Origin of the sequence: Pseudomonas sp. Bc-h, assembly GCF_002080045.1 — a bacterium.
Classification (GTDB): Bacteria; Pseudomonadota; Gammaproteobacteria; order Pseudomonadales; family Pseudomonadaceae; genus Aquipseudomonas.
The window spans coordinates 122,439-147,952 of sequence record NZ_MUIN01000006.1; the positions used below are offsets into that span (position 1 = coordinate 122,439).

General features: G+C 58.5%; 24 protein-coding genes. 16 read left to right on the forward strand and 8 right to left on the reverse strand.

The window, feature by feature from the left end; genetic code table 11:
• Nucleotides 1–14 precede the first annotated feature (14 nt).
• A complete protein-coding gene (locus BWR59_RS11085; protein ID WP_081565682.1) occupies nucleotides 15–3,149 on the reverse strand; it encodes a multidrug efflux RND transporter permease subunit in 3,135 nt (1,044 codons plus the stop codon).
• Entirely contained in the window at nucleotides 3,146–4,318 is a 1,173-nt protein-coding gene (locus BWR59_RS11090) for an efflux RND transporter periplasmic adaptor subunit (RefSeq protein ID WP_081565683.1), read from the reverse strand. Before BWR59_RS11090 ends, BWR59_RS11085 begins: the two co-directional genes overlap by 4 nt.
• A 299-nt stretch (nucleotides 4,319–4,617) precedes the next feature.
• Here BWR59_RS11090 and BWR59_RS11095 point away from each other — a divergent pair, with 299 nt between their 5' ends.
• The 7 genes from BWR59_RS11095 (at nucleotide 4,618) to BWR59_RS11125 (ending at nucleotide 11,489) form a co-directional block, all read left to right on the forward strand.
• Complete coding sequence (locus BWR59_RS11095; RefSeq protein ID WP_081565684.1) at nucleotides 4,618–4,947, forward strand: hypothetical protein; 330 nt, start codon at nucleotides 4,618–4,620, stop codon at nucleotides 4,945–4,947.
• Between the two features lie 335 nt (nucleotides 4,948–5,282).
• Nucleotides 5,283–5,864 (forward strand): fimbrial protein, encoded by a 582-nt coding sequence (locus BWR59_RS11100; protein ID WP_081565685.1) that lies wholly within the window; start codon nucleotides 5,283–5,285, stop codon nucleotides 5,862–5,864.
• Nucleotides 5,865–5,922: 58 nt separating this feature from the next.
• Nucleotides 5,923–6,678, forward strand: a complete 756-nt coding sequence (locus BWR59_RS11105) for a molecular chaperone (protein ID WP_081565686.1) — start codon at nucleotides 5,923–5,925, stop codon at nucleotides 6,676–6,678.
• Nucleotides 6,679–6,969: 291 nt separating this feature from the next.
• The gene (locus BWR59_RS11110) at nucleotides 6,970–9,393 is read left to right on the forward strand and encodes a fimbria/pilus outer membrane usher protein (protein ID WP_230981991.1); all 2,424 of its coding nucleotides are present in this window, start codon (nucleotides 6,970–6,972) and stop codon (nucleotides 9,391–9,393) included.
• Entirely contained in the window at nucleotides 9,390–10,151 is a 762-nt protein-coding gene (locus BWR59_RS11115) for a molecular chaperone (RefSeq protein ID WP_081565688.1), read from the forward strand. The genes BWR59_RS11110 and BWR59_RS11115 overlap by 4 nt, the downstream gene beginning before the upstream one ends.
• Nucleotides 10,152–10,222: 71 nt before the next feature.
• Nucleotides 10,223–11,146: a fimbrial protein gene (locus tag BWR59_RS11120; protein WP_230982001.1), complete on the forward strand. Its 924-nt coding sequence runs from the start codon at nucleotides 10,223–10,225 to the stop codon at nucleotides 11,144–11,146.
• A gap of 106 nt (nucleotides 11,147–11,252) precedes the next feature.
• Nucleotides 11,253–11,489, forward strand: coding sequence for a hypothetical protein (locus BWR59_RS11125; RefSeq protein ID WP_081566022.1), 237 nt, complete (start codon nucleotides 11,253–11,255; stop codon nucleotides 11,487–11,489).
• 9 nt (nucleotides 11,490–11,498) lie between these two features.
• On the opposite strand, the gene BWR59_RS11130 is transcribed toward BWR59_RS11125, so the two are convergent.
• The 5 genes from BWR59_RS11130 to BWR59_RS11150 all read right to left on the reverse strand — a co-directional run bounded on the left by BWR59_RS11130 (nucleotide 11,499) and on the right by BWR59_RS11150 (nucleotide 15,171).
• The gene (locus BWR59_RS11130) at nucleotides 11,499–12,461 is read right to left on the reverse strand and encodes a GlxA family transcriptional regulator (protein ID WP_081565690.1); all 963 of its coding nucleotides are present in this window, start codon (nucleotides 12,459–12,461) and stop codon (nucleotides 11,499–11,501) included.
• Between the two features lie 9 nt (nucleotides 12,462–12,470).
• Nucleotides 12,471–13,223 (reverse strand): YkgJ family cysteine cluster protein, encoded by a 753-nt coding sequence (locus BWR59_RS11135; RefSeq protein WP_081566023.1) that lies wholly within the window; start codon nucleotides 13,221–13,223, stop codon nucleotides 12,471–12,473.
• Between the two features lie 172 nt (nucleotides 13,224–13,395).
• Complete coding sequence (locus BWR59_RS11140; RefSeq protein ID WP_081565691.1) at nucleotides 13,396–13,719, reverse strand: hypothetical protein; 324 nt, start codon at nucleotides 13,717–13,719, stop codon at nucleotides 13,396–13,398.
• Nucleotides 13,720–13,771: 52 nt separating this feature from the next.
• On the reverse strand, nucleotides 13,772–14,320 hold the full coding sequence (locus BWR59_RS11145) for a GNAT family N-acetyltransferase (RefSeq protein WP_230981992.1): 549 nt from the start codon (nucleotides 14,318–14,320) through the stop codon (nucleotides 13,772–13,774).
• Nucleotides 14,275–15,171 (reverse strand): chemotaxis protein, encoded by an 897-nt coding sequence (locus tag BWR59_RS11150; RefSeq protein ID WP_081565693.1) that lies wholly within the window; start codon nucleotides 15,169–15,171, stop codon nucleotides 14,275–14,277. The genes BWR59_RS11145 and BWR59_RS11150 overlap by 46 nt, the downstream gene beginning before the upstream one ends.
• Nucleotides 15,172–15,461: 290 nt before the next feature.
• On the opposite strand from BWR59_RS11150, the gene hmpA reads away from it, so the two are divergent.
• From hmpA to BWR59_RS11195, 9 genes are all read left to right on the forward strand, one after another.
• On the forward strand, nucleotides 15,462–16,643 hold the full coding sequence (gene hmpA / locus BWR59_RS11155) for an NO-inducible flavohemoprotein (protein WP_081565694.1): 1,182 nt from the start codon (nucleotides 15,462–15,464) through the stop codon (nucleotides 16,641–16,643).
• Between the two features lie 287 nt (nucleotides 16,644–16,930).
• On the forward strand, nucleotides 16,931–17,440 hold the full coding sequence (locus BWR59_RS11160) for a disulfide bond formation protein B (protein ID WP_081565695.1): 510 nt from the start codon (nucleotides 16,931–16,933) through the stop codon (nucleotides 17,438–17,440).
• A 469-nt stretch (nucleotides 17,441–17,909) separates the two neighbouring features.
• The gene (gene cyoA, locus BWR59_RS11165; protein WP_081565696.1) at nucleotides 17,910–18,845 is read left to right on the forward strand and encodes a ubiquinol oxidase subunit II; all 936 of its coding nucleotides are present in this window, start codon (nucleotides 17,910–17,912) and stop codon (nucleotides 18,843–18,845) included.
• Between the two features lie 3 nt (nucleotides 18,846–18,848).
• Nucleotides 18,849–20,867 (forward strand): cytochrome o ubiquinol oxidase subunit I, encoded by a 2,019-nt coding sequence (gene cyoB / locus BWR59_RS11170; protein ID WP_081565697.1) that lies wholly within the window; start codon nucleotides 18,849–18,851, stop codon nucleotides 20,865–20,867.
• A gap of 3 nt (nucleotides 20,868–20,870) precedes the next feature.
• The gene (locus tag BWR59_RS11175; RefSeq protein WP_081565698.1) at nucleotides 20,871–21,503 is read left to right on the forward strand and encodes a cytochrome o ubiquinol oxidase subunit III; all 633 of its coding nucleotides are present in this window, start codon (nucleotides 20,871–20,873) and stop codon (nucleotides 21,501–21,503) included.
• The gene (gene cyoD / locus BWR59_RS11180) at nucleotides 21,504–21,836 is read left to right on the forward strand and encodes a cytochrome o ubiquinol oxidase subunit IV (protein WP_081565699.1); all 333 of its coding nucleotides are present in this window, start codon (nucleotides 21,504–21,506) and stop codon (nucleotides 21,834–21,836) included.
• 10 nt (nucleotides 21,837–21,846) lie between these two features.
• Nucleotides 21,847–22,737 carry a heme o synthase gene (gene cyoE / locus BWR59_RS11185; RefSeq protein ID WP_081565700.1) on the forward strand — a complete coding sequence of 297 codons (891 nt, stop codon included), beginning with the start codon at nucleotides 21,847–21,849 and terminating at the stop codon, nucleotides 22,735–22,737.
• 245 nt (nucleotides 22,738–22,982) lie between these two features.
• Complete coding sequence (locus BWR59_RS11190; protein ID WP_081565701.1) at nucleotides 22,983–23,885, forward strand: glycosyltransferase family 2 protein; 903 nt, start codon at nucleotides 22,983–22,985, stop codon at nucleotides 23,883–23,885.
• A 40-nt stretch (nucleotides 23,886–23,925) separates the two neighbouring features.
• The gene (locus tag BWR59_RS11195) at nucleotides 23,926–24,549 is read left to right on the forward strand and encodes a CatB-related O-acetyltransferase (protein ID WP_081565702.1); all 624 of its coding nucleotides are present in this window, start codon (nucleotides 23,926–23,928) and stop codon (nucleotides 24,547–24,549) included.
• Here the strand turns inward: BWR59_RS11195 and BWR59_RS11200 are convergent.
• On the reverse strand, nucleotides 24,546–25,514 hold the full coding sequence (locus BWR59_RS11200) for an ATPase (RefSeq protein ID WP_081565703.1): 969 nt from the start codon (nucleotides 25,512–25,514) through the stop codon (nucleotides 24,546–24,548). The two genes, BWR59_RS11195 and BWR59_RS11200, sit on opposite strands and share 4 nt — an antisense overlap.

Consider the following 25,514-nt stretch of genomic DNA (forward strand, 5'->3'; position numbering starts at 1 on the left):
TCACTTTTCCGTGCTTACTTTTCAGTAGCGAGTATTGCCGCAGGTTTCTTGGCCGTTGAAGGCGGGGTCGGTGTGGCCGTTGGATGTCTGCGATGGAAAATCCGTTCCAGCTGCAGATAAATCACTGGCGTGGTGAACAGCGTAAGGGCCTGGCTCACCAGCAGACCGCCGACTACCGCGATACCCAACGGCTGACGCAACTCGGCACCGACACCATAGCCGAGCATCAGCGGCAGAGCACCGAGCAACGCCGCCAGTGTGGTCATGATGATCGGCCGAAACCGCGTCAGACAGGCCTCATAGATCGCATCTTGTGGAGAAAGCCCGCGATGGCGCTGGCCTTCCAGTGCGAAATCGACCAGCAGGATGCCGTTCTTCTTGACGATACCGATCAGCAGCACGATACCGATCAGGCCCATGATCGAGAAATCCTGGCCCATCAGCCACAGCAGCAACAGTGCGCCGATACCCGCAGAGGGCAGGGTGGAAATGATCGTCAGCGGGTGAACGAAGCTTTCATAAAGCACACCCAGAATGATGTACACCGCCACCAGCGCCGCCAGAATCAGCCACGGCTGGTTGGCCAGCGAACTCTGGAACGCCTGGGCCGCGCCCTGGAAGTTACCGATGATGGCGGCAGGCATGCCGATTTCGTTCTTGGCTTGATCGAGCATCACCACGGCGTCGCCCAGGGCAACGCCGGCCGACAGGTTGAACGACAGATTGGCGGCCGGGAACATGCCGTCATGAGCAATTGACAGTGGACCCATCTTCGGCGCCCCGACCTTGGCCAGCGCCGACAGCGGCACCATTTCGTTGGTCAACGGTGAACGCAGGTAGAAATAGTTGAGGCTTTCGGCCTTGCCGCGTTGCGACGGATCCAGTTCGAGGATGACCTTGTACTGATTGATATCGGTTTGGTACTCGTTGATCTGCCGTTGGCCGAACGCGTCATACAGTGCCTGATCCACATCGGCGGTGGTCAGGCCGAAACGCGCGGCGGCACTGCGGTCGATGTCCAGATGCGTCACGCTGCCACCTAGCTGCAGGTCGTTGGAGAGGTCGCGGAAGGCTGAAATCGACTTCAGTTTTTCCGTGAGCTTTTGCGTCCACTCGTTCAGCAGCGCGCCGTTGTTGCTCTTGAGCACGTATTGGTACTGCGCGCGGCTCGGGCCGGAGCTCAGGTTGATGTCTTGCCCTGCGCGCAGGTACAGCACGATGCCCGGTATCTTCGCCAGTTTCGGTCGGATACGGTCGATGAACTGGCTGGCGGACACGTCGCGATCCTCGCGATCTTTCAGGGCGATCCAGACACGGCCGTTGGCGATGGTCTGGTTACTGCCGCTGACGCCCACCGAATGGGAAAACGCCTTGACTGCCGGATCGGCGCCTATGATCTTCGCGAGTTGTTTATGCTTCTCCACCATATCCGGGTAGGAAATATCCGCCGCCGCCTCACTGGTCCCCAGCACCATGCCGGTGTCCTGAACCGGAAAGAAGCCTTTGGGGATCAGCACGTAACCGGCCACCGCCAGCACCAGGGTCAGGCCGAAAATGCCCAGCATCATGCGCTGATGGGCGAGGGCATAGCGCACCCCCCGGGCGTAATGCGCCAGCAGTTTTTCGCCGAAGCCCGGGTTGGCGTGAGCATCGTGTTTGGGCGCGCGCATGAACAGCGCGGCCAACGTCGGTGCCAACGTCAGCGAAACCAGCACTGAAATCAAAATAGTCGACGTCGCGGTGAGGGCAAACTCCTTGAACAACCGACCCACCACACCGCCCATGAACAGCAGCGGAATGAAGGCAGCGATCAGCGAAAAGCTGATGGACACCACGGTGAAACCGATCTCGCCCGCCCCCTTGATCGCCGCATCGCGCATGCTCTCGCCGGCTTCCAGATGCCGATGAATGTTCTCCACCACCACGATGGCATCGTCGACCACAAAACCGACCGCCACCACGATCGCCACCAGCGTCAGGTTGTTCAGGCTGAATCCCAGCACGTACATGAGCGCGAAACTGGCGACCAGCGATACGCCCAGCACCGCTGTCACGATCAGGGTCGCCGACAGCTGGCGCAGGAACAGCGCCATCACGGCGATGACCAGCACGATGGCGATCAGCAGAGTCATCTCCACTTCATGCAATGAAGCACGAATGGTCTTGGTCCGGTCGCTGAGCACTGACACGTCGACCGAAGCAGGCAGCATTTCCTGCAAGCGCGGTAGCTCGCCGAGCACGCGGTCGACGGTCTCGACGATATTGGCCCCAGGCTGGCGAAAGACCACGATGTTCACGCCTTGCTGATTACCCGACCATGCCTTCACGTAGGCATTTTCCGAACCGTCGATGACCTTGGCGACGTCGCGCAGGTGGACAGGCGCGCCATCCTTGTAGGAAACGATCAACTGGTCGTAATCCTTGGCCTGAAACAACTGGTCGTTGGACGCCAGGGTGGAAACACTGTCCTTGCCATACAGCGCGCCTTTGGCCAGGTTCAGGCTGGTCTGTTGCAGCGTTGCACGCAGGTCCGCGAGGGTCAGGCCGATGGAGGCGAGTTTTTCCGGCGCAGCCTGCACCCGAATGGCCGGGCGTCGCTGGCCGGTGATAGAGACTTGTCCCACGCCGTTGATCTGACTCAACTGGCGCGCCAGCAGGGACTCGGTGACGTCGCTCAGCTCAGTGGCCGGCATCAGGTTGGAGCTGACGCTGAGAATCAGCACCGGGCTGTCGGCGGGATTGACCTTACGCCAGGTGGGGGCGGTCGGCAGATCGGCGGGCAGGCGACCGGACGCCGTGTTGATCGCTGCCTGCACTTCCTGTGCAGCCGTATCGATACTCTTGTTCAAGACAAACTGCAGGGTCAGGTTGGTGGAGCCCAGTGCACTGCTCGACGTCATTTGGGTCATGCCGGGAATGGCACTGAACTGCACTTCGAGTGGCGTGGCCACGGATGACGCCATGGTCTCCGGACTGGCGCCGGGCAACGTCGCCGAGACCTGAATGGTCGGAAATTCGGCCTCAGGCAAAGGCGCCACAGGCAAGCGAGGAAAGGCGATACAGCCAAGCAGAACCAGGGCGAACGTCAGCAGGACCGTGGCAATCGGGTGATTCACGCACCACGCGGAAATCGATCCGTGACCTTTCATTTCGACGCTCCAGCTGGCGCGCTGGCCACGTCAGCCAAGGTGTCTGTCGCATCAGCCTTGACCACCTCGATCTGCGTGCCGTTCTTGAGCCGCGACTGACCGTCGCTGACCAGCACGTCGCCGGCGCTGACGCCGCTGATCAGCGTCAGGTTGCTGTCCTGATAGAGCACTTTGACGGGCACCACCTCGACCTTGTCATCCTTGACGCGATAAACGTAGTGCTGGTCGATCCCACGCTGCACCACTTGTGGCGGTACCTTCAGCGCATCACGATCAATCGCCGTCTGGATACGCACCGTCACCAACTGGCCCGGCCAGAGTTTTTCTGCCGCGTTGTCGAAGGTGGCTTTGGCGCGGATGGTCCCGGTGGTGGCCGCTACCTGATTGTCGATCAGCGTCAGCCTGCCTTCGCCAAGCAACGTGCCGTTGGCCCCTTCGCCCAGATAGGCATTGACCTTGGCAGGCGTGGTGTCGGCCAAGAGATCATGCAGGGTTGGCAGCATCTGTTGCGGCAGGGAAAACTCTACGGAAACAGGGTCGATCTGAGTCACCGAGAACAGGCCCGTCGCATCGCTGACACGCAGGAAGTTGCCTTCGTCGACAGTCCGGATGCCGACACGACCGGTCACTGGAGAGCGAATCTGGGTGTAGGAAAGCTGCACTTGCGAAGCATTGATCGAGGCCTGATTGCCCTGCACGGTGGCCTTCAGCTGGTTAACCAGAGCCTGTTGCTGATCGTATTGCTGCTTCGAAATGCTGTTGTCGACCGTCAGCAGCTTGTAGCGTTTGAGGTCCACCTGCGCCACATCCAGCTGCGCCTCGCTCTGACTCAGTTGCGCCTTGGCTTGCTCCAGTGCGGCGCGGATCGAGCGGTCATCGATCGTCGCCAGCAGATCACCGGTTTTGACCTGCTGCCCTTCCTTCACCATCAGCTTTGTCAGGATGCCGTCTACCTGCGGGCGAATCACCACACTTTGCAGTGATAACACCGAACCGATACCGGTGACGTAGCGGGGTACATCCTCTTTCACAACGTTGATCACCTGAACCGGCACCGCCACTGGCGCACTGACTTTTTTTGCAGTTGGGCGGGTCGCGAACCAGGTACCGATTGCGATCAAGGCAACCAGCGCAGTAATGGCTATCACAGATTTTTTCTGTTTGTGCATACAGGGATAACGCCAGCGAATATGTGGAGGGCGGATAATCGAGAGCCTCCTTTATAACCCCTCGACCCGGTCAGCAAAATGACTGCTACCTGTCAATATTGTCAGCTGGGGAAGGGCGGAGGATGGAGTGGCGTAAAGAAAACGCGCAACGGGGCGATAGAAATCAGGAAGGCATGATTTTCGAGGCGCGCGATGCCTCGGTCTCCGGATAAATCCTACAGAGATTGTCGTGAATTCTTGTCGGCTGTCCCAGGCTCGACTTAACTTCTATAAGCGAGTGTTCACTCCGGAGTATGGCGATGAAAAGCAAGAAGACTGTTTCGATGTTTTTTTCGATCGCATTAATCGGGGCCTGCGTTCTGGGCGGATCAGCCGCCTCGGCGAAGGAGAATGTCTTGATGTTCCACGGACACCTCGTCAACGCGGGTTGCGACGCCAAGGTCATCGGGGCGGGCATTCAGCAGCACGATCTGAAGGCACTCAAGATCAATCCCGTTCTCAGCATCGGTCTGGTCAACCATGACGACGCTTGCGACGGCGCCGCAGTGCCAGTGTCTACCGCTTACGCCGAACACATTTCCATCTCCGCAGATCTGCGCGGCGGTGTCGTGACATTGACTTACCAGTAACTCACTTCAAACGCGCGAGGTGCGGCGCACGAAGAGCCGCCCGGTTGCTTGCGCCCGGGCGGCTTTTTTCTGCCTGCGATTCGGTGACCCGTATCAATTCTGACAATTTGCCCGCAAAGGTTGGCCCAACCTTTTTTTTGGCGACTCCCCGCCAGACCACGTGATTTCCGGGCGCTGTCATCGCTCTGTCATTTCCTACGGAAAATTCTTGCGCATCTCACTGTCGTTTCTGCACGTTCAAGGTAGAAAGCCTGACAGCCGTTAATCGACGTCCCACTTATAGTTCTCGCCGTCCTCTTGGGCACACACGAATTGACACAAGGAACGTCGTTAACATGAAAAAGATTTCTCTTTCTCTGGCTGTCGTGGCCGCAATGGGTCTTGGCCTGGCGGGGACTGCCAACGCTGCAAACAACGGCAAGTTGATCTTCAACGGTACGCTCACCGACATTTCCTGCGACGTGTCTGCCGGTGCCGGCGCGAGCCCGGGTAACAATCCAGGCGACATCAACGTCGATCTGGGTAACGTCTCGTTCTCGGACATCGGCGACTTCGCCGCGGGGAAACTCGAAACTGCGTCGCCAATCCAGTTGCTGGTCAACTGCACCGGTGGTGCCAGTCAATACAGTCAGGTGAGCATGCGCTTCATTGCGCGTCAGGGTAGCGGTCTGGATAACCTCGATCAACGACTGCTGCGCACTACCGGCGCAGCGGACGGTGTAGGTATCGGCCTGATCAACGCTGCCGATCAGCTGATGGATCTCAGTGGTAATGAAACCATCAACGCGGCACTCGAGGGAACCGGCGATGCCAAAACTGCCGAACTGAACTTCGGCGCCGTGTACGTCCTCAACTCCGCGACCACCAATCCTGGTAACGCAGATGGCTTCCTGCCCTTCGTGATGGACTATCAGTGATTTAACAGGCAGGGCGAGCGCTCGCCCTGCCTACCTCTGAATTCAAGATGGTTCCTTCATGTTTTCTAATCTTATCCGTCGATCGGCACGCTGGTTGTGCTCGGGACTGGCGCTGACGTTGGCCGCCCACGCTCAAGCCGGCATTGTGCTGAACACCACTCGTGTCATCTATCCGGCAACGGACAAAGAGATCAGCCTGCAAGTGCATAACACCGGAGCGGGAGAAATCCTCGCGCAGTCGTGGCTGGAAACCGACGGAGAAAATGTATCGTCTGACACTCCGCCGTTTGCAATCACCCCCGCGCTTGCACGAATGCAGAGCAACGCCAGACAACTGATCAGGATCATCTATTCGGGAGAGGGCCTGCCCGCTGATCGTGAGTCCGTGCTCTGGCTCAACGTCCAGGAAATCCCGCAAACGGCCACCGAAAACCAGCTGCAGATCGCCATTCGCCAGCGAATCAAACTGTTCTTCCGACCCCAGGGCTTTACCGAGAATCCTCTGGAAGCCGCGCAAGCGTTGCAGTGGCAGCTTCGCGACGGCCAGCTTGAGGTCAGTAATCCCGGGCCCTACCACGTGTCGATGATCAAGCTCGACGTCAGGCAACAAGGGCGTGTGCTGATTCAGCAAGACAGCCGGATGCTGGCTCCCCGGCAGCGGTTGCGATTGCCATTGAAGCAAACAATCAAGGCCGGGCCTGTGGAGCTGGCATTCATCAGCATCAACGACTTCGGCGCTCAGGAATCCTACCGCGCCAACGTGCTTGGTGATCGAACCACAAAAGCCCGCAAGCTCGAGTCTCGTCCTGACTAGCCATTGACGCGCTGGTCGGGATTTTCCTGTTGACCCTTTTTGAGCCGGACTTGATTCCGGCTTCAGCGTCGTCCGCCTGCATCAAGGGATTCGGCAGCGCATCGACACGCAGAATACGAGTGAAATCAGCTAATGGAACGGCGAGAAAATAACAACGGATGTATCTCGGTATTCATCTTGCCTTGCACGGGCAAGCGCAAGACGGATCACCCAAAAACGTTCAAGCGTCATCCATTGCCCGCCTTTATCGCGGCCGCAACCGCCTGGATGATCGGTTCCGGCGCCATGGCCATGACCGAATCAGACAGTGGAAACAGCCCGCCACGTGCGGTGAAATTCAACACTGCATTCATTCAGGGGACCGATCAACCCGCGGACCTCAATACCTTCCTGGAGGGTAACAGCGTGGTCCCCGGCACTTATCGTGTCGATGTCTACGTCAATCGGACCTTGAGCGGTCGACGTGATATCAGTTTCGTTGCCAACCCTGCCAATGACACCGTCGAAGCGTGCCTGACGCTGGATATGCTGCGCCAGTTCGGTGTGAACATGAGCGAGTTGGAAGCCTCCGATGCTACGTCGAGCGGTTGTTTCGACCTGTCGGCGAAGGTCGAGTTTGCCCACGTCGAATACCAGCCCGCCAGCTTGCGACTGAACATCAGCGTCCCTCAGGCGATGATGTCGCGCAGCACTCGAGGCTACGTGTCGCCCGAACTGTGGGACGAGGGCGAAACAGCCGCTTTCGTCAATTACAACTTCAGCGGTTCGCGCCGTACCCAAGGGCGTGAGTCTCGCGACCAGTACTATCTCGGACTGCGCAACGGCTTGAATATCGGGGCCTGGCGTTTGCGCAACGAAGCGTCGCTGATCTACGGCGACGCCCAGCCTTACCGATTTCGCAGCAATCGGACGTTCGCTCAGCGCGATATCAGTACCTTGAAAAGTCAGTTGACCCTGGGTGAAACCTTTACCGACTCGCAGGTGTTCGACAGTGTGCGTTTCCTCGGGGCGACGCTGGCCTCCGATGAAGCAATGCTTCCGGACAGCGAACGTGTGTACGCGCCGGTGATTCGCGGCATCGCCGAAACCAATGCTACGGTCGAGGTGCGCCAGAACGGATTCATGCTCTACAGCGGCAACGTTTCGCCCGGGCCGTTCGAGATTTCCGATATCTACCCCAGCGGGTCCAATGGCGATCTGGAAGTGACCGTAGTCGAGGCCGATGGCCGCAAGCGGGTGTTCGTTCAGGCCTACGCATCGCTGCCGATCATGGTCCCCAAAGGGACGTTGCGCTACAGCCTGGCGGCGGGACAGTACGACAGCAATGTCGACGGCGGTCAGTCGCCGACTTTCACCAGCGCAACACTGATCTATGGCCTGACAGACCTTGTGACCGCCGCCGGTGGTGCGCAAGTGGCCGAGGACTTCCAGGCCGGCAATATCGGCGCTGGAATCAACACCGGGCTGGGCGCTGTATCGCTGGATCTCACGCAATCCGTCAGCCAGCAGCGGCGTCAGACCTACAGCGGCCAGAGCCTGCGTTTGCGTTATGCCAACACGCTTGATCTGACCAACACCACGCTGGCTGTGGCCGGATACCGCTACTCCACTGACCAGTACCGCACCTTCGATGAACATGTCGAACAATTGCAGGCGAGTGACGCCACACGTTTCGGACGGGCCAAGGATCGCGTCGAGTTCAGCCTTACCCAATCGTTGCCCCGGCAATCAGCGTCTCTGAGCCTGACCGGCTCCGAGCAGCGTTACTGGGATATGACCGGCAAGACCCGGCAGTTCTATCTGTCCTGGAACTCTGCCTGGCGCAGCCTCAGTTACAGCCTCTCGGTAGAGCGCAATCAGACCTTCGAGCGTGACGGGCGAAGCGAGACCGACAACCGCATCGCGCTGACGTTGAGCCTGCCATTGGGCAACAGTTCTGCTGCGTCGCGGGCGTTTTTCAACGCTGTACGTGACAGTGCCGGGGACTACGACATGCAGGCAGGCCTGAACGGTCAGGTATTCGATGACCGCAACACGTTCTATTCGCTGCAGGCCGGTCACGACAACCGCTCGGGTTCTGCCGGCTTCGGCAAACTCAATACCACGACCCCTTACGGGCGCTTCGATGCCGGTTACGGTCAGGGGCGCGACTATCGCGCAGTCAGCGTGGGAGCCTCAGGTTCGGTCGTGGCCCATGCAGGCGGCGTGAACTTCGGTCAGCCATTGGGTGAAACTTTCGCGCTGGTCCAGGTCGAGGACGTCGACGGTGCCCGCCTGACCAACGACCGCAACGTGCAAACCTCCGGCAACGGCTACGCCATTCTGCCGTACAGCCAGCCGTATCGCGCCAACTGGGTCAGCCTCGATACGCGGCAATTGGGGGCCGATATCGAGCTGGAAAACGCCGTCACACAGGTGGTGCCGCGCCGCGGCGCGGTGCCTTTGGTCAGCTTTAAAACCGCAGTCGGGCGCCGGGTGCAGTTCGAGCTGGTTCGCCCGGACGGCAGCCGATTGCCCCTCGGGGCTATGATCGAAGACGAGCATGGCAAGCTGCTGGCCGCGGTCGACCCCACCAGCCGCGCACTGGTGTTGAGCGAGCAGGACCGTGGCGAACTCATCGCCAGATGGTCGGATCAGCAATGCCGCGCGCGCTTCGATCTGCCACCGAGAAATCCTCAGCGCACGTACGACCGAATCAGGGTGATTTGCCAATGATCTGGAAGAGCTTGCTGTGCGCGGTCATGGTGTTTTTCAGCGACGATGTGCAGGCGTTGGTGTCGTTGTCAGGGACGCGTTTGATCTTTGATGGCCGGTTTCGTGAGGCGACGATCGAGGTCAGTAATCGCGGCAATGCTCAGGTACTGATTCAGGCGTGGTTGGCGGATGCACGCAATCCAGACACCGCGTCCACCCAGTTGCCGTTCGTGGTCACCCCGCATCTGGCGCAACTGCCAGCGTTGGGCAAACAGGCACTGCGGGTGATGTATGAGGGCGTTGGCATGCCGGTCGATCGGGAGTCATTGCTGCATTTATACGTGCTCGAAGTGCCACGTCGAAGCGAAGCCCGTCAGCAACTGAGCATTGCGGTACGTCAGCGCATCAAGGTTTTCTACCGCCCTGAAGGGCTGCCCGGGGATCCTGCCGACGCAGCGCAAAGCCTTGTCTGGCAGGGGGCCGCGTTCGATCGCTCAACGCTCAAAGTGCGCAACCCGACGCCTTTTCATGTGGTGCTTCAGCGTATTGCAATCAGTGGCGTCGAAGTCAGCGAGGACCTGATGCTCGCGCCGTTCGCGGAGGTGTTGCTGCCGTTTACCAATAGTGCCGGCGCTCGTTTGAGGTCCGGGCAATTGAGTTTCAAGGCACTGACGGACTACGGCGGTCAGCGCGATTTCTGCGCGCAGGTCGAGGAAAACACGCCATTCAACGCACGGCTACGGATGCCGAGCGCTCAATCATCCATAGGGAAATGCTGACTATGACGACATCCTTTTACACCCGCTGGTGTCCGACGTTTCTTCTGACCTTTCTGCTGCCCGCCACTGGAATGGCCATGACCTGCAAGGCTCAGGGGTCCGGCGAAACGGTGGTTCGGGCCGATCTGTCCAGCAGTGTCGCGATTCCGGCGACTCTGCCGGACGGCAGCGTGGTCTGGCGCTCCGAGCGGCTCAACATCCCTGTCGAATGCGCCAGGGAGCAGCCGGGCGCTGCCGAGGAAGTGTTCCTCTATCTGAACCCTGAAAACCTGCAGATCGGGGAGGGGATCCGCGCTGGGCTGACCTTGAATGGCGTCGATTACCTGCAGAGCAATGGGCGAATTGCGACGCAACAGATGCTACCTGGGTGCAGCGAAACGGGGCAGAGCATAAGGGCCTGTCCCGCCGTCAGCTTCAACTTGCCATTTTCGGTGTTCATTCAAAAGTACGGGCCGACGCCTCCGTCCGGTATCGCCAGCCATTTGCTCGACTACCGCATGTTTCAACTCGACAGCGGCAGCGGGATGAATCCGGTGCCGGACAACAACCTCAACTATGTCATCAACAACCTTGCCGGCCTGCGTTTCGTGGCCTGCGATGCCGAATTGAGGGTGATGCCGGAAACGGTCGAGTTTGGCGATGTGGCGATCAGAAACGTGCGGGTCGGAGAGGTGGCGGCCTTTCAGCGATTCGCGCTGGCGACTAGCCGTACCTGCGATTCGCCTTTCAGCCTGAATGCGCGGTTCACGCCAGTGTCAGGGACGTTGGCCGGCGATGTACTGGTGCCGGTGAATAACGACAGCATTGGCATCCGTATCACCGACGCGATCACCAACAAACCGGTTCGCTACAACGAACCCTTTCACGCCACCGACCTGCCGGAAGGCACCTATTCGGCGACCGCCGATTTCAATGCCGAGCTGGTGTGGCAGACCCCATCCCCCAAGCCCGGGCCGTTCTCGGCGGAGGTGATGGTGGACTTGTTCTACAAGTAAGCCGTTGCTCGGTTGCCACAGGCGGCTGCGTGGCGATTCAGGTATGCTGCGCGGCCTGCGGGCACTGCCTGCTCATCCCTCGACCGTTTCGCGATTCGGAGCTTCCATGACCCTCCCCGAACACACCCCGGCTCCTGACCTCGTCGTCGAATCGGCCGATGCCAATACTTCGCCGACAGAAGAAAAACCGGCCATTCCGGCTTTCCGCTTCCCGTTCAAACCGGGCGAGCTGGCACAGGCGAAAAAGGATCAGCCTCGTTACAAGGGGCCGGGCAAGTCCAATCACGACAAACGCCCGGGCGCTGCGCCGTCCGGTACTCGTCGCTCAATGGGCAAGCGCTGAGCAGGGCTTTCAGCCCTCCTTGCGAAAACTGTCCCGATACTGCGTCGGCGTTACGCCCAGGCGCTGGCTGAAGATCAGTCGCATCCGCGCTGCGCTGCCAAAACCACAGTGATACGCCACGGCCTTGATCGCCATTTCGCTGCCTTCAAGCAAATGCCGGGCGGCGTCGATTCGAGCGCGCTGCACGAATTCGGCTGGCGTGACTTTGGCGTCGCGAGCGAACACCCTGGCAAAGCTGCGCGGGCTCATGGAAACGACTTCAGCCAGACGCTCCACTGAAAACGGCTCGCTGATGTGCTCCATGACATAACGCTGAATTTTCGCGACCGGCGAATCGTCGTCCACCGAGGCCGTGAGATAAGGGCTGAACTGCGACTGTCCGCCCTGACGTTGCGCCACGACCAGCAACCGCTTGGCGACCGCCAGCGCAACAGCGGGGCCATGGTCCTCGGCGACCAGCGCCAGCGCCATGTCTATGCCCGCCGTCACCCCGGCTGAAGTCACCAATCTGCCATCGCGAACGTAGATCCGATCAGGCTCGACCAGAGCCTGCGCAAACAGGTCGGCCAACTGCTGCGCGTGGCTCCAGTGGGTCGCGGCGCTCTTGCCATCGAGCAAACCGGCATGACCGAGAATGAACGCGCCGGTGCATATCGACCCGTAGCGGCCAGCCAGCGGCGTGGCCTCGTTCAGCCAGGCCGTGATGTGCGGCATCTCGTGACCCTCAGGCAACAGAGGCCCGCCAGGCACCAACAGAATATCGAACTGCCTGGGCGCGTCGGTCAGGTCATACTCAGCGCCGAGTGGCATGCCATTGGAGGCAATGATCGGATAGGGCGCCGCGCCGATAGTGGTGATTCGGTAGCCGTCCCCCTCGGCCACGAAGCGATTGGCCTCGGCGAATACATCCAGCGGCCCCGCGACATCCAGCGACTGGACATGGGGGAACAGCACAATCGCGACGCTTTTCATCGATCAGTCTCAGGCGCTTTGCAAAGGGATGAACATATAGCTCATCGACTCTGCTGTCTCCAGCCGCGCGCCAGCGTGTTGCAACCTTAGCGTGGCTTGATCCCCAGCCACGCGAAAGCTCCAGCCATCGTCTGCCACCGGCGGCAGCTCCCCGTCGCTGAACCGGGCGACGGCTTCGGCAAACGCGTTCATCTCCGGCAAATAGGCGACGAAGCCATTGCCCTTCAGGGCGGTGGTGTTAATACCCAATGCCATGCAGATCGCCTGTTTGCGAGCGATGTCATCGCGGTCTGCCTGGCGTGATTGCTCGATCAGCGCTATCAACTGCTGATCCACCAGTTGCCCGCCGACGATCAGATCCGGACCTTGAGTCCATGACTCGCTGGGACAGTCTTTGGCCTCAGGGCGCAGCGGGATATGGGGATTGATCTCCATCGGATAAATCCGACATACCAGCGGGCGACGTTCGTAGATGCGGCAGAGATTGTCCGCGTCAAGATTTCGGCAGCGTCCGGCGTTATAGGCCGCGAAGGTGATTGCTACCCACACTTGAGCCGAACCGCTGATGACCGGGTGTGAGCGGCGGGTAGCGTGGGTGAGTTGTTCCGAGGGGACGCCGTAGCCATCGGCCAGAAATGCCTCGGTCAGCACAACTACCGAACCGCCGTCAGCCGCCCACTGCGCAGCCTCCGCGAGTGTCAGCGGGACGTGATGATCGGTGCAGCATTTGCCACAGCCGACGCAGGAAAACTGAGTGTTCATCGAAAAAAACGCCGCCAATTTACAAAGAAAAAAGCCCTGATCCTGCGCTGATTATCCGTCAGCGCGGGGCAGGAGACTGTAAATGGGGGATTTGCAGCAAGTTATGCGCCATACAGGCGTATTGAGGGCGGTGAGGGGCCCTGTAGGAAGAAGCTTGGGCTCGGGAGCGTAATTATTTCTTGGGTAACGTCGTCGCGTTATCCCACTCGGTGATCAGGGCTTTCTTGTTTTTACGGTCGTACAGGCACAACTCGGTGCCGGTCTTGTTCTTCATGAACGCCTGTTTGTACTGGCCTTTGATCAGCAGCGCGCTATATCCGACGCTGTCGTCGAACATCGCGGAAGTACCCGCAGGTTTGGCGTTCTTCAGTGAGCTGGCAGCAACGCAACTGTCGACCAGCGTCTTGTCGAACGCTTTCCATGCGTCTTCGCTGGATGCACTGGCCTGGCCGGCGATTGCGGTCAGGGCGAGCAGCATCAGGGTGGTCGTTTTCATAAGCGTCTCCGTCGTTGTCTTGTTGGCAGGTATGACAGCGAGTTGGACTGGCTTAGCGCGGCTCGAGTTCGCAGCGCTGCACATATTGCATGCCTGCCCGTTCGTAGAGGTGTCGCGCCGTCAGATTGCATTCCATGACTTTGAGGTCGACGTGCCCTTCGCGGCGTTCAGCGAAGGCTTCGAACACGCGGTCGAGCAGTGCCAGCCCTACACCTCGGCGCTGGGCGCGAGGGTGAACCACCAGATTGCGGATGAAAGCACTGGTCCAGCATTGCGCGACAGCAACCACGCCCAGCGGGTCTGCTATGACAGTGCATAGCTGCCGATCGAATTCCGGATCGCTTTCGAAAGCGTTCAGCCAGGTCGTGAAATCCTCTACACGTCCCCCGCCATGGCCAGTGCCGAGCATGAATAGCTGATGCACGGCGAACGCATTTTCCGTAGTGAACTCGACCTCATGCAATGAGTGCGGCCACACCACCGCGCGACGCGGCAAGCCCAGGTCGCGACGCATCAACCAGTAGTGGCCGGTGGAAGCGTCGTAGGGGCTGGGCCTCAGATCCCTTGGGCTTCGACCGTACGTGCGGCTTCGATCAAGCATCGTGTCAGCTCGGGCGAGGAAAATTTGGTCAACACGGCATTGGCACCTGCGGCCTTGGCCTTTTCGGCGTTCATCGCGCTGTCCAGCGAGGTGTGCAACAGCACGTAAAGCTCCTGAAAGTCAGGGGTTTCGCGCAGCGTGCGTGTGAAAGCGTAGCCATCCATTTCGGACATTTCGATGTCCGACACGACAACATTGATTTGCTGCGCCGTGCCTTGCAGGTCCAGGAGATGGTCGATGGCCTCTCGCGCACTCCGCGCGGTGTGGCATTCGATCCCCAGGTTACGCAGGGTAATCACCGACTGTTGCAGGGCGACCTGGCTGTCGTCGACCACCAGAATGCGCGCCTTGGTCAGCACGTCGATTTCTTCCGGGCTAAGCTCGGTGGGCTCGGCGAGAATGCGCGCCGGGGCGATGCCGTGGATGACCTTTTCGATATCCAGCACCTGAACCAGCGTGCCCTCGACCTGCGTCACGCCGGTGATGAACGACTTGTTGCCGGAACCGAAGGGCGGCGGGCGAATGTCGGTGGTCAGGCAGTGGACGATCTTGCTGACGGCTTGCACATGCAGCCCCTGCTTGGACCGGCTGACGTCGGTGACGATCAGGCAGCCACCATCAGGGTCAAGCAGCGGGCGCTCGCCGATGGCACGGCTCAGGTCGATCACCGACAGCGAGTTGCCGCGCAGCGTCGCGACCCCTTTGACGTGCGGATGCGACTCGGGCAAACGTGTGAGGGGAGGGCAGGGGATGATCTCGCTGACCTTGAGCAGGTTGATCGCCATCAGCTTTCCGCTGCGTAACGTGAACAGCAGAAGCGAGAGTGAATCTGCGCGGACGTTTTTGGACATATGAACCTTCTGTGATGCGGTGTCTGATTGCATCTGAACGGGCAAACAGCTTTCGATGACGGTTTATCGACCCCCCGCAGGCAGGCTTTAGCGCTTTCTCCGAAGGTCAGGTTAGCCGGCGGATCTGAGGCGTAGTCTAAATGACACTGTTCGTGTCTTTATGACCGTAATCAAAGATTGGTCAAAATGACTATTTATGTATATATCATTGATTTTAATGGAATTAATAGCTGGCACGCTTCCTGATATATACAAGACATCACTTACTCACCGAGTCTCAGGAGTCAATCATGTTGAATGCTTCGGATCGTGCCATCGTCAAATCGACCGTGCCTTTGCTGGAAAGTGGCGGTGAAGCGCTGACCACTTATTTCTACAAGAAATTGCTCACCCGGTATCCTCAGGTCCAGCCACTGTTCAACCAGGCGCACCAGGCAAGCGGCGATCAGCCTCGCGCGCTGGCCAATGGCGTCCTCATGTACGCCCGCCACATCGACCAGCTTGAACAGTTGGGCGATCTGGTGGCCAAGATCATCAACAAACACGTCGCGTTGCAAATCCTCCCTGAGCACTACCCGCTGGTGGGCGAATGCCTGCTGGAAGCCATCCGCGAAGTACTCGGCGCTGAAATCGCGACTGACGAAGTCATCAATGCCTGGGGCAATGCCTACGGGCAACTGGCTGGCATTCTGATCGGCGCAGAGAAAACCATCTACGACGAGAAGGCAGCGGCCCCTGGCGGCTGGCGCGGTGCTCGAGAATTCAAGGTTGTGGCCAAAGTGCAGGAAAGTGCCGAGATCACCTCCTTTTACTTCGAACCTGCCGATGGGCAGCCCATTCTGGCGTTCACTGCCGGCCAGTACATTGGCATGCAGCTGTTCCTCGAGGGCGAAGAAATCCGCCGCAATTACTCGCTGTCGGCGTTGGCGGGCAACAACCAGTACCGCATCAGCGTCAAGCGCGAACCCGGCGGCCGCGCCTCGAACTATCTGCATGACAAACTGAACGTAGGCGACAGCATCAACCTGTTCACGCCATCGGGTGAATTCACTCTGGCCCACAGCGATAAACCGCTGGTGCTGATCAGCGGCGGTGTCGGCATCACCCCGACCCTGGCCATGCTGGAAGCGGCTCTTGGCACTCAGCGCCCGATTCACTTCATCCACTGTGCGCGCAACGGTTCGGTGCACGCTTTCCGCGACTGGATCGAAGACCTGGCGGGCAAACACCCGCAGCTCAAGCGCTTCTATCTGTACAGCGAAGACGACGGTGTCAGCCCTGCCGCCCATGGCGTTGGCCTGCTCGACCAGGCTCGTCTGGAGCAGTGGCTGCCGGAGGATCGTGATGTGGATGCGTACTTCCTTGGGCCGAAGGGTTTCATGGCAGCCATCAAACGCCAGCTGAAGGCAGCGGGCGTTCCAGAGGGTCAGGCGCGTTACGAGTTTTTTGGTCCGGCTTCGGCGCTGGAGTGATGGGTGGGCTGCGACATATGGACGCATGCTTCTATATATAAGGAGGGAGTGCGGCGTTTGGTCCCTGCGGCAAAGCGTCGCACTCTTCTATATATAGAAGAGGTCGGTTTGGGTGCCGGTCGATTGTTACGTGTTTCGCTTAATGTTCGGGTAATGCCAACCTGTTCACCATCTGCGCCGGCGTGCTGCTGCGACGATGGTAGAATTGCCGGCTTTCCGGACAGCCGGCGCACGCAACAACGCAGATCTGTCGATCTGGATGGACACCTAATTCAAAGGGTATGTGAATGACTGACGAGATGTTTTACCTGCGACGCGAAAAGCAGTTCCTGGTTCTGCTGGGCATTATCTGCCTCGGGCTGATCGGCGGGGCGCTGTATATGCAGGTCGTGCTGGGCGAGGCGCCGTGCCCGCTGTGCATCCTGCAGCGCTATGCCTTGCTGTTCATCGCCATTTTCGCCTTCATTGGCGCCGCCATGCCGGGGCGCCTGAGCCTGACCATCTGCGAGGTGCTGGTTACCCTCAGCGCGGTCGGCGGGATTGTTGCAGCAGGACGTCATGTCTACATCCAGACCCATCCGACCGAGAGTTGCGGTATCGATATCCTGCAGCCCATCGTCGACGGTCTGCCGCTGGCATCGCTGTTCCCATTGGGTTTTCAGGTGGGGGGCTTCTGTGAGACGCCATATCCGCCAGTTTTCGGACTTTCGCTGGCGCAGTGGGCATTGATTGCTTTTGTTCTGACCGTAATTCTGGTACCGGCCGGTATCATCCGGAACCGATTGAAAGCGCGTTGATTACAAAGTGTTGCGGTAAAGACTGCCCCGAATTCCTTAGGAAATTTGGGGCTATCCGGGCTTTTCGAGGTGCGACATAAGACCGCATTCTTACAGAATCGGAAATTAACTGTTGCGCAATGACTCATAGTCAATAAAACTTTACGTATCTACAATCGCCCCCAATTAACGCCCCCGTCACTTGATGGTCGGCGGAAATCGAGGTCAGAAAGCGTTTTTACGCCTTTGTAGACGCCGTTTGGATGGCCTCCTGCGTCACGTTCAGAATGTCTGCGCCAAGGGATTTGGACCGCTTCGGCGGTTGCCACCATTCGAATAAGAAACCACAGCTAAACCCGGATTTGTTACGAGGCCACACGCTTCCTGACAGGCCCCTGTTCAATCCAAAAATTTGCCAGCACCTGGCAGGGTGAAGTGTTGGCGGTCGAAACCCAACTGCGATGCGAAAGCTGCTTTTAGAGGTCGTGAGATGAGTAAAAAAAGGTACCCCAGGTTTTTTGGCTTCTTGGCCCTTTTCAGCATGCTCCTGCTCAGCGGGTGCGATTACACCCTGCTGGATCCCAAGGGCCATGTCGGCGTGCAGGAGCGTGATCTGATCATCACCGCTACCTTGCTGATGCTGCTGGTGGTGGTGCCGGTCATTTTCATGACCATCATCTTCGCCTGGAAGTATCGCGCATCGAACAAGAGCGCCACTTACACGCCTGACTGGGCGCATTCGACCAAGATTGAACTGGTTGTCTGGCTGGTTCCGCTGGCCATCATCATCGTGCTGGGCTACGTGACCTACAAGTCCACCCACGCACTGGACCCATACCGTCCTCTTGAATCGGACGTGAAGCCTGTGACCATCGAAGTGGTCGCGCTTGACTGGAAATGGCTGTTCATCTACCCGGAACAGGGCATTGCCACCGTCAACAAGATCGTCTTCCCGGCGAACACCCCGATCAATTTCCGCATCACCTCTGATTCGGTCATGAACTCGTTCTTCATTCCTGCACTGGGTGGCCAGATCTACGCGATGGCCGGCATGCAGACCAAGTTGCACTTGATCGCCAACGAAAACGGCGAGTTCGATGGCATCTCCGCCAACTACAGCGGCGCAGGTTTCACCGGCATGAAATTCAAGGCGACCGCGACCTCGCAGGCTGACTTCGACGCCTGGGTTGCTGAAGTCAAGAATTCACCTAAACAGCTGGCAACGGCTGAATACACCGCTCTGGCCAAACCTAGCGAACGTAACCCCGTTGAACTCTACTCCACGGTCACTCCGAACCTGTTCCAGATCATCATCGACAAGTATGAAGGTATGAAGCCGGGCAAGATTGAACACGAGAAGAAAGAAGTGGCCGGTATGGAAGGGATGGACATGGGTAAGCATTCAGCTGCGCAGGCAGAGGAGTAAACGATGTTTGGTAAATTAAGTCTGGACGCGATTCCGTTCCACGAACCGATAGTCATGATCACGATTGCCATGATCGCTATCGGCGGTGCGGCGGTCTTCGGTCTGATCACGTATTTCAAGAAGTGGACCTACCTGTGGACCGAGTGGCTGACTTCGGTCGACCACAAGAAAATCGGCGTGATGTACATCATCATCGCCATGGTCATGCTGCTGCGCGGTTTTGCCGACGCCATCATGATGCGTTCCCAGCTGGCCTTGGCCACCGAGGGTTCGCCTGGCTATCTGCCGCCTGAACACTATGACCAGATCTTCACCGCTCACGGTGTGATCATGATCATCTTCATGGCGATGCCGTTCTTCACCGGTCTCATGAACATCGTTCTGCCTCTGCAGATCGGCGCTCGCGACGTTGCCTTCCCGTTCCTGAACTCGCTGTCCCTGTACCTGCTGATCTCCGGTGTGGTTCTGGTGAACGTGTCTCTGGGCGTTGGTGAATTCGCACGTACCGGTTGGGTTGCCTATCCGCCGCTGTCCGAGCTGGGTTATAGCCCGGGCGTGGGTGTCGACTACTACATCTGGGCTCTACAGCTATCGGGTCTGGGTACGACACTGACGGGCGTGAACTTCCTGGTTACCGTTCTGAAGATGCGTACTCCCGGCATGAAGCTGATGGACATGCCGATCTTCACCTGGACCTGCACCTGGGCCAACGTCCTGATCGTGGCCTCGTTCCCGATCCTGACCGGCACCCTGGCGTTCCTGACCCTCGACCGTTACCTTGACTTCCACATTTTCACGAACGAGTTGGGTGGTAACCCGATGATGTACGTGAACCTGTTCTGGGCGTGGGGTCACCCTGAGGTTTACATCCTGATTCTGCCGGCGTTCGGTGTCTTCTCCGAAGTCATCTCGACCTTCACCGGCAAGCGTCTGTTCGGCCACCACTCGATGATCTACGCTTCCGGCGCGATCTCGATTCTGGGCTTCATGGTCTGGCTGCACCACTTCTTCACCATGGGTTCGGGTGCAAGCGTCAACGCCTTCTTCGGTCTGGCGACGATGCTGATTTCCATCCCGACGGGTGTGAAACTATTCAACTGGCTATTCACGATCTACCAGGGCCGTCTGCGCTTCACCGCGCCAGTGTGCTGGACCCTGGGCTTCATGGTGACCTTCTCCATCGGTGGTATGACCGGCGTTCTGCTGGCTATCCCGGGTGCCGACTTCGTTCTGCACAACAGCCTGTTCGTGATCGCGCACTTCCACAACGTGATCATCGGTGGTGCCGTATTCGGTTACATCGCAGGTTTCGCGTTCTGGTTCCCTAAAGCGTTCGGCTTCAAGCTGAACGAGAAGTGGGGCAAGGCAGCGTTCTGGTTCTGGATCTCGGGCTTCTACGTGGCATTCATGCCGCTGTACGCTCTGGGCTTCATGGGCATGACCCGTCGTCTGAACACCACTGACAACCCGGACTGGACTCCGTATCTGCACGTTGCCTTCTGGGGCGCGGCGCTGATCATGGTCGGTATCGCCTGCCAGTTGATCCAGATCTACGTGAGCATCCGTGACCGCGAGCAGAACCGCGATCTGACCGGTGACCCATGGAATGGCCACACCCTGGAATGGTCGACTTCGTCCCCACCTCCGTTCTACAACTTCGCAGAACTGCCGAAGGCGAACGAGATCGACGCGTTCTACGCAGCCAAGCGTGATGGCGAGGCTTACTCGGTTCCGGCCAAGTACTCCGACATCCACATGCCGAACAACACCGCTACCGGTCTGGTCATGGGTGCGCTGCTGACGGTCTTCGGTTTCGCGATGATCTGGCACATCTTCTGGCTGGCGGGCGTGAGCCTGGTAGGCACCATCGTTTACTTCGTCATCCACGCTGCACGTGACGATCAGGGCTACATGGTTCCTGCTTCGGAAGTGGCACGTATCGAAGGCGAGCAACACAAGATCCTGGCCTCGGTGCGTAACGCCCAGGCGAACACTCCTGTCAACAAGCTGGAGCAGGCATAAACAATGTCGAACTTAGTATTTGAAGGTGCGAAGGGTCACGACCACGGTCATGACCATGAGCATGACCACGGTCACCACGACGCCGGCGAGATGAAGATCTACGGCTTCTGGATCTACCTGATGACCGACTGCATTCTGTTTGCGTCGATCTTCGCAATCTATGCAGTACTGGTGAACAACGTTGCCGGTGGTCCTTCGGGCCACGACATCTTCGAACTGCCATACGTGCTCGGCGAAACCGCCTGCCTGTTGCTCAGCTCGATCACCTACGGCTTCGCCATGCTGGCGATGCACAAAGGCAACAAGTCTGGCGTTCTGGGTTGGTTGTTCGTGACCTTCCTGTTCGGCCTGGGCTTCATCGGCATGGAAATCAACGAATTCCACCTGCTGATCTCCGAAGGCTACGGCCCTAACCGCAGCGGTTTCCTGTCGGCGTTCTTCACGCTGGTCGGTACCCACGGTGTCCACGTGACCAGCGGTCTGATCTGGATGGCGATCATGATGTATCAGGTCAGCAAGAACGGCCTGACGTCGACCAACCAAACCCGTCTGAGCATGCTCAGCCTGTTCTGGCACTTCCTGGACGTGGTCTGGATCTGCGTGTTCACCGTTGTCTACCTGATGGGGACCATTTAAATGGCTAATTCACATCAATCCCATGACGATTCCAGCCACGGCAGCTTCAAGTCGTACATGGTCGGTTTCGTACTGTCGATCATCCTGACCGCGATTCCATTCGGTCTGGTGATGTTCCCGACGATCTCGAAAGTCGCGACTCTGTGGATCGTGCTGATCTTCGCAGTCGTGCAGGTTCTGGTTCACCTGGTGTACTTCCTGCACCTGGATCGTTCCGCGGCCCAGCGCAACAACGTAATCGCGTTTGCGTTCGCAACGCTGGTGATCTTGCTGCTGGTTGGTTTGAGTGTCTGGATCATGTTCAGCATTCACACCTTCATGATGGCGAAGTGAGGAAAACCTGATGTCACTGAAGCACTTTATCCAAATCACCAAACCGGGGATCATTTTCGGTAACGTGCTTTCGGTGGCTGGTGGCTTTTTCCTCGCATCCAAGGGGCATGTCGATTTCGGCCTGTTCCTGATCGCGATGATCGGTACTTCGCTGGTGGTTGCATCCGGTTGTGTCTTCAACAACTGCATCGACCGCGATATCGACCTGAAGATGGAACGCACCAAAAACCGTGTTCTGGTCCAGGGGCTGGTTTCTCTGAAACTGGCTCTGGCCTATGCCACGGTGCTGGGTGTGGTCGGTGTTGGCCTGCTGTATTACAAGGCTAACCCGCTGGCAGCCCTGTTCGCAGTGATCGGTTTTGTGATTTACGTTGGCTTCTACAGCCTGTACCTCAAGCGCAAATCCGTTCACGGGACACTGGTTGGCAGTCTGTCGGGCGCGATGCCTCCGGTGATCGGCTACGTCGCTGTGAGCAACAGCTTCGACCTCGCCGCGCTGACCTTGCTGGTCATGTTCAGCCTGTGGCAGATGCCTCACTCGTATGCGATCGCGATCTTCCGCTTCAACGACTATCTGGCTGCCTCGATTCCGGTTCTGCCGGTCAAGCGCGGTATCCGGGTGGCCAAGCGGCACATCCTGATCTACATCCTGGCTTTCGTGCTGGCGACCCTGATGCTGACCTTCGGCGGTTACGCCGGGCTCAACTACCTGGCCGTTGCCGCTGCGATGGGCATGTACTGGTTGTACATGGCCTGGACCGGTTACAAGGCCAAAGACGACACCGTTTGGGCACGCAAGCTGTTCGTGTTCTCCATCTTCACCATCACGGCCTTGAGCGTGGCGATGTCGCTGGACTTTCAGGTAACCAAAGAGCTGTTGATTACGTACGCAGCTCCTTAACATCTGAAATGAAACAAACAAAACCCCGCTGCCCGAAAGAGCAGCGGGGTTTTTTCATGGGGTTTCACTGGAGTTCTCTGTAGGTGCTTTACTAGGGTGGGTAAGCAAAATGCTCATTTTTAGCGCGCAGTGCTCTAATCAGGCCATGACAAAGGTCGTCGCTTTGCCGCATCATGTGTCAGTTTTGTACAAGGATCGTAGCGAAACTGCTCCGATCCAGTCGTAGAGAAACTACAAACAGAATTATGACTGACCAAATCACTCCAGAAATCCGGCTGAACAATGACTCGATTCCCCTCGTATCGATCATTGCGCCCTGCTACAACGCAGAAAGGTATCTGGACGTTGCCATGGCGAGCATCTTCGCCCAGGACTATCAGAATTTCGAAGTCATCATCGTCGACGATGGCTCGACCGATAACAGCGTGGCAATGCTTCAGGCGCTGCAAGGAAAGTACGACTTTCAGCTCTACGCCCAAGCCAACCAAGGCGTCAGCGCAGCACTGAATCATGGTCTGAAACATGCCCGGGGAGAGTACGTTTGCACCCCTGATCTGGATGACATCATGCTGCCGTCATCGGTGCGTCTGCGTGCCGATTACCTGAACCAACATCCTGAAGTCGGCTGTGTCGGTGCGCTGATCATCTACATGGACTCCGACGGTAACGACACCAAGACGCAAAAGCTGGCAGGTATCCAGAAACTCAGCTTCGACGAAATCCTCGGCGACGCCATCGTCGTAGGGGCTCCTGTTTCGCTGTACCGGATGGACGCACTCAGGACTGTAGGGTTTTACGATCCCGAGATCAGGGTTCAGGATTTTCAGATGACCCTGAAGATCGCCAATCAGGGTTACGAGGTCCACGTCCTGCCTGTCAGTGTCACGCGCTACCGCCGTCACCCCAACAACCTGTCGCGCCGCTACAAGGTTTTGCTGGATGCAGACATGCGCACCATTGCGCCTTATCGGTCGCATCCGTCCTACAACCGTGGTCTGACGGCGATCATCAACAAGGCGTTGAAGTACGCCGTGGTCAACGACAAGAAGTACGCCTGGACATTGCTGCGGTCGATTCCGCTTCGGCAGTTCAACAGAACCACCCTGCGTCGCTTCAAACGCCTCCTGCTGCATCGCCAGAGCAGTTGATCAGCCTCTGTCGTGCCTGCTTCTGTTCACGGACACCCGCATGAAATTCCTGCACCTGCTGAAAACCAGAAAAACCCGAAAGCGCCTGCGCAGCCTCGACAAACTCGAACGGGAGCCGGAAAAGATTCGTCTGCGTTACCCGCGCTATGTTGTGGGGAACGGCACCTATGGCATACCGGAAGTATTCGAGTTCGGCGATGACACTGTCCTTCGCGTTGGCTCCTACACCTCGATCGCCGCAGGGGTGAAGGTGCTGCTGGGCGGTGAGCACCGCACCGACTGGCTGACCACCTACCCATTCCCGGCCATGATGAAAGGTCTGGAAGACATCAAGGACTACGCACCCAGCAAGGGCGACGTGGTGATCGGCAGCGACTGCTGGATCTGCGCCGATGCGACCATTCTGTCCGGCGTGACCATCGGCCATGGCGCCATCGTGGCCGCCGGGGCGGTGGTGGCCCGCGACGTGCCGCCCTTCGCGGTGGTGGGCGGGAACCCTTGCAAGTTCATTCGCTGGCGTTTTGAAGAAGCGATTCGTGACCAACTTTTGGAAGCCGCCTGGTGGGACTGGCCGATGGAAGAAGTGAAATCGGTGGCGCGGATGCTCTCCGGCTCGGACCTGGACGGCTTCCTCGTGTACATCAGGTCGAGGAAGACGGCTTAATCCGCCGCCGTCTTCTTTGCCGGGCCCAGCACGATTGCCAGATGGCGCAGGTCCTCGATTTCCACGCTGAAACTCTTGCCTGAAGGGCTTTGAGCCAATGTGCCCAAGGCAAACACGGTAAAGAAACGCACCTCGTCTGCATGGCTCAGCAACTCGCTGATGTAGCGGCTTGAGCGATAGGCCTGCATTTGCGCGGGAGAGACGTACAGCGTTACCAGCTTGCCCTGCAGGCGATCGAAGAACTTGAACTTGAACCCCGTGCCGTAGCGTTCCACCAGGCCGCCACCGTAGAGCACGCGTCGATCGTCGCTCACTTGCGCGAACTTGATGTGGCGAAAGTAGGAGCGCAGCGACACTTCGCCTTGGCCCGGGATCCGCAGCGTCAGCAAAGCGAACTCTTCCTTGCTGAGATTCGCCTGGGCCTGACGAAAGCTGTCCACCAGGCGCTCCAGGTTGTTGGTGCGAGTCTCGGTCGGCTGTTTGCTCTTTGGTGCGTCGGACGGTGCCTTTGGCGTCGCAGGACTATCCTCGACTGGCTTGTCAGCCGTGACTGAAGAAGGCTCGGGCTTCCCCCGTTCCTTGAGTGACGGGTCAAACACGTCGATGTAATCGTCCAGCTTGCGCTTGGCCTTGCGCAGCGCCGTTTCCTCTTCGGTTTCCTTGACCTTGGGCTCGTCCTCGACGCCATCCGCTTCATCCACCCATTCGCAATCGGCGTGGTGCTGGTAATTGGGATTTGCCCGGAAATGGGCCGCCACAAAAGTCGGGTGCTCCTGCGGTTTCACGTCGTAGCGCACACCCGTGATCTTCACTCCCCGGGCGCGACACGCTTCGGTCGAGCACAGAAAACTGAATCGCGTCCGCGGTGGCTCTTGAGAAAAATACTCACGTCGTGCCGCCACAATCGACAGCTCCTGCTGTAGCTCGACACAGAAGGCACGGGTGATGCTCTTGCTGGTTTTCAT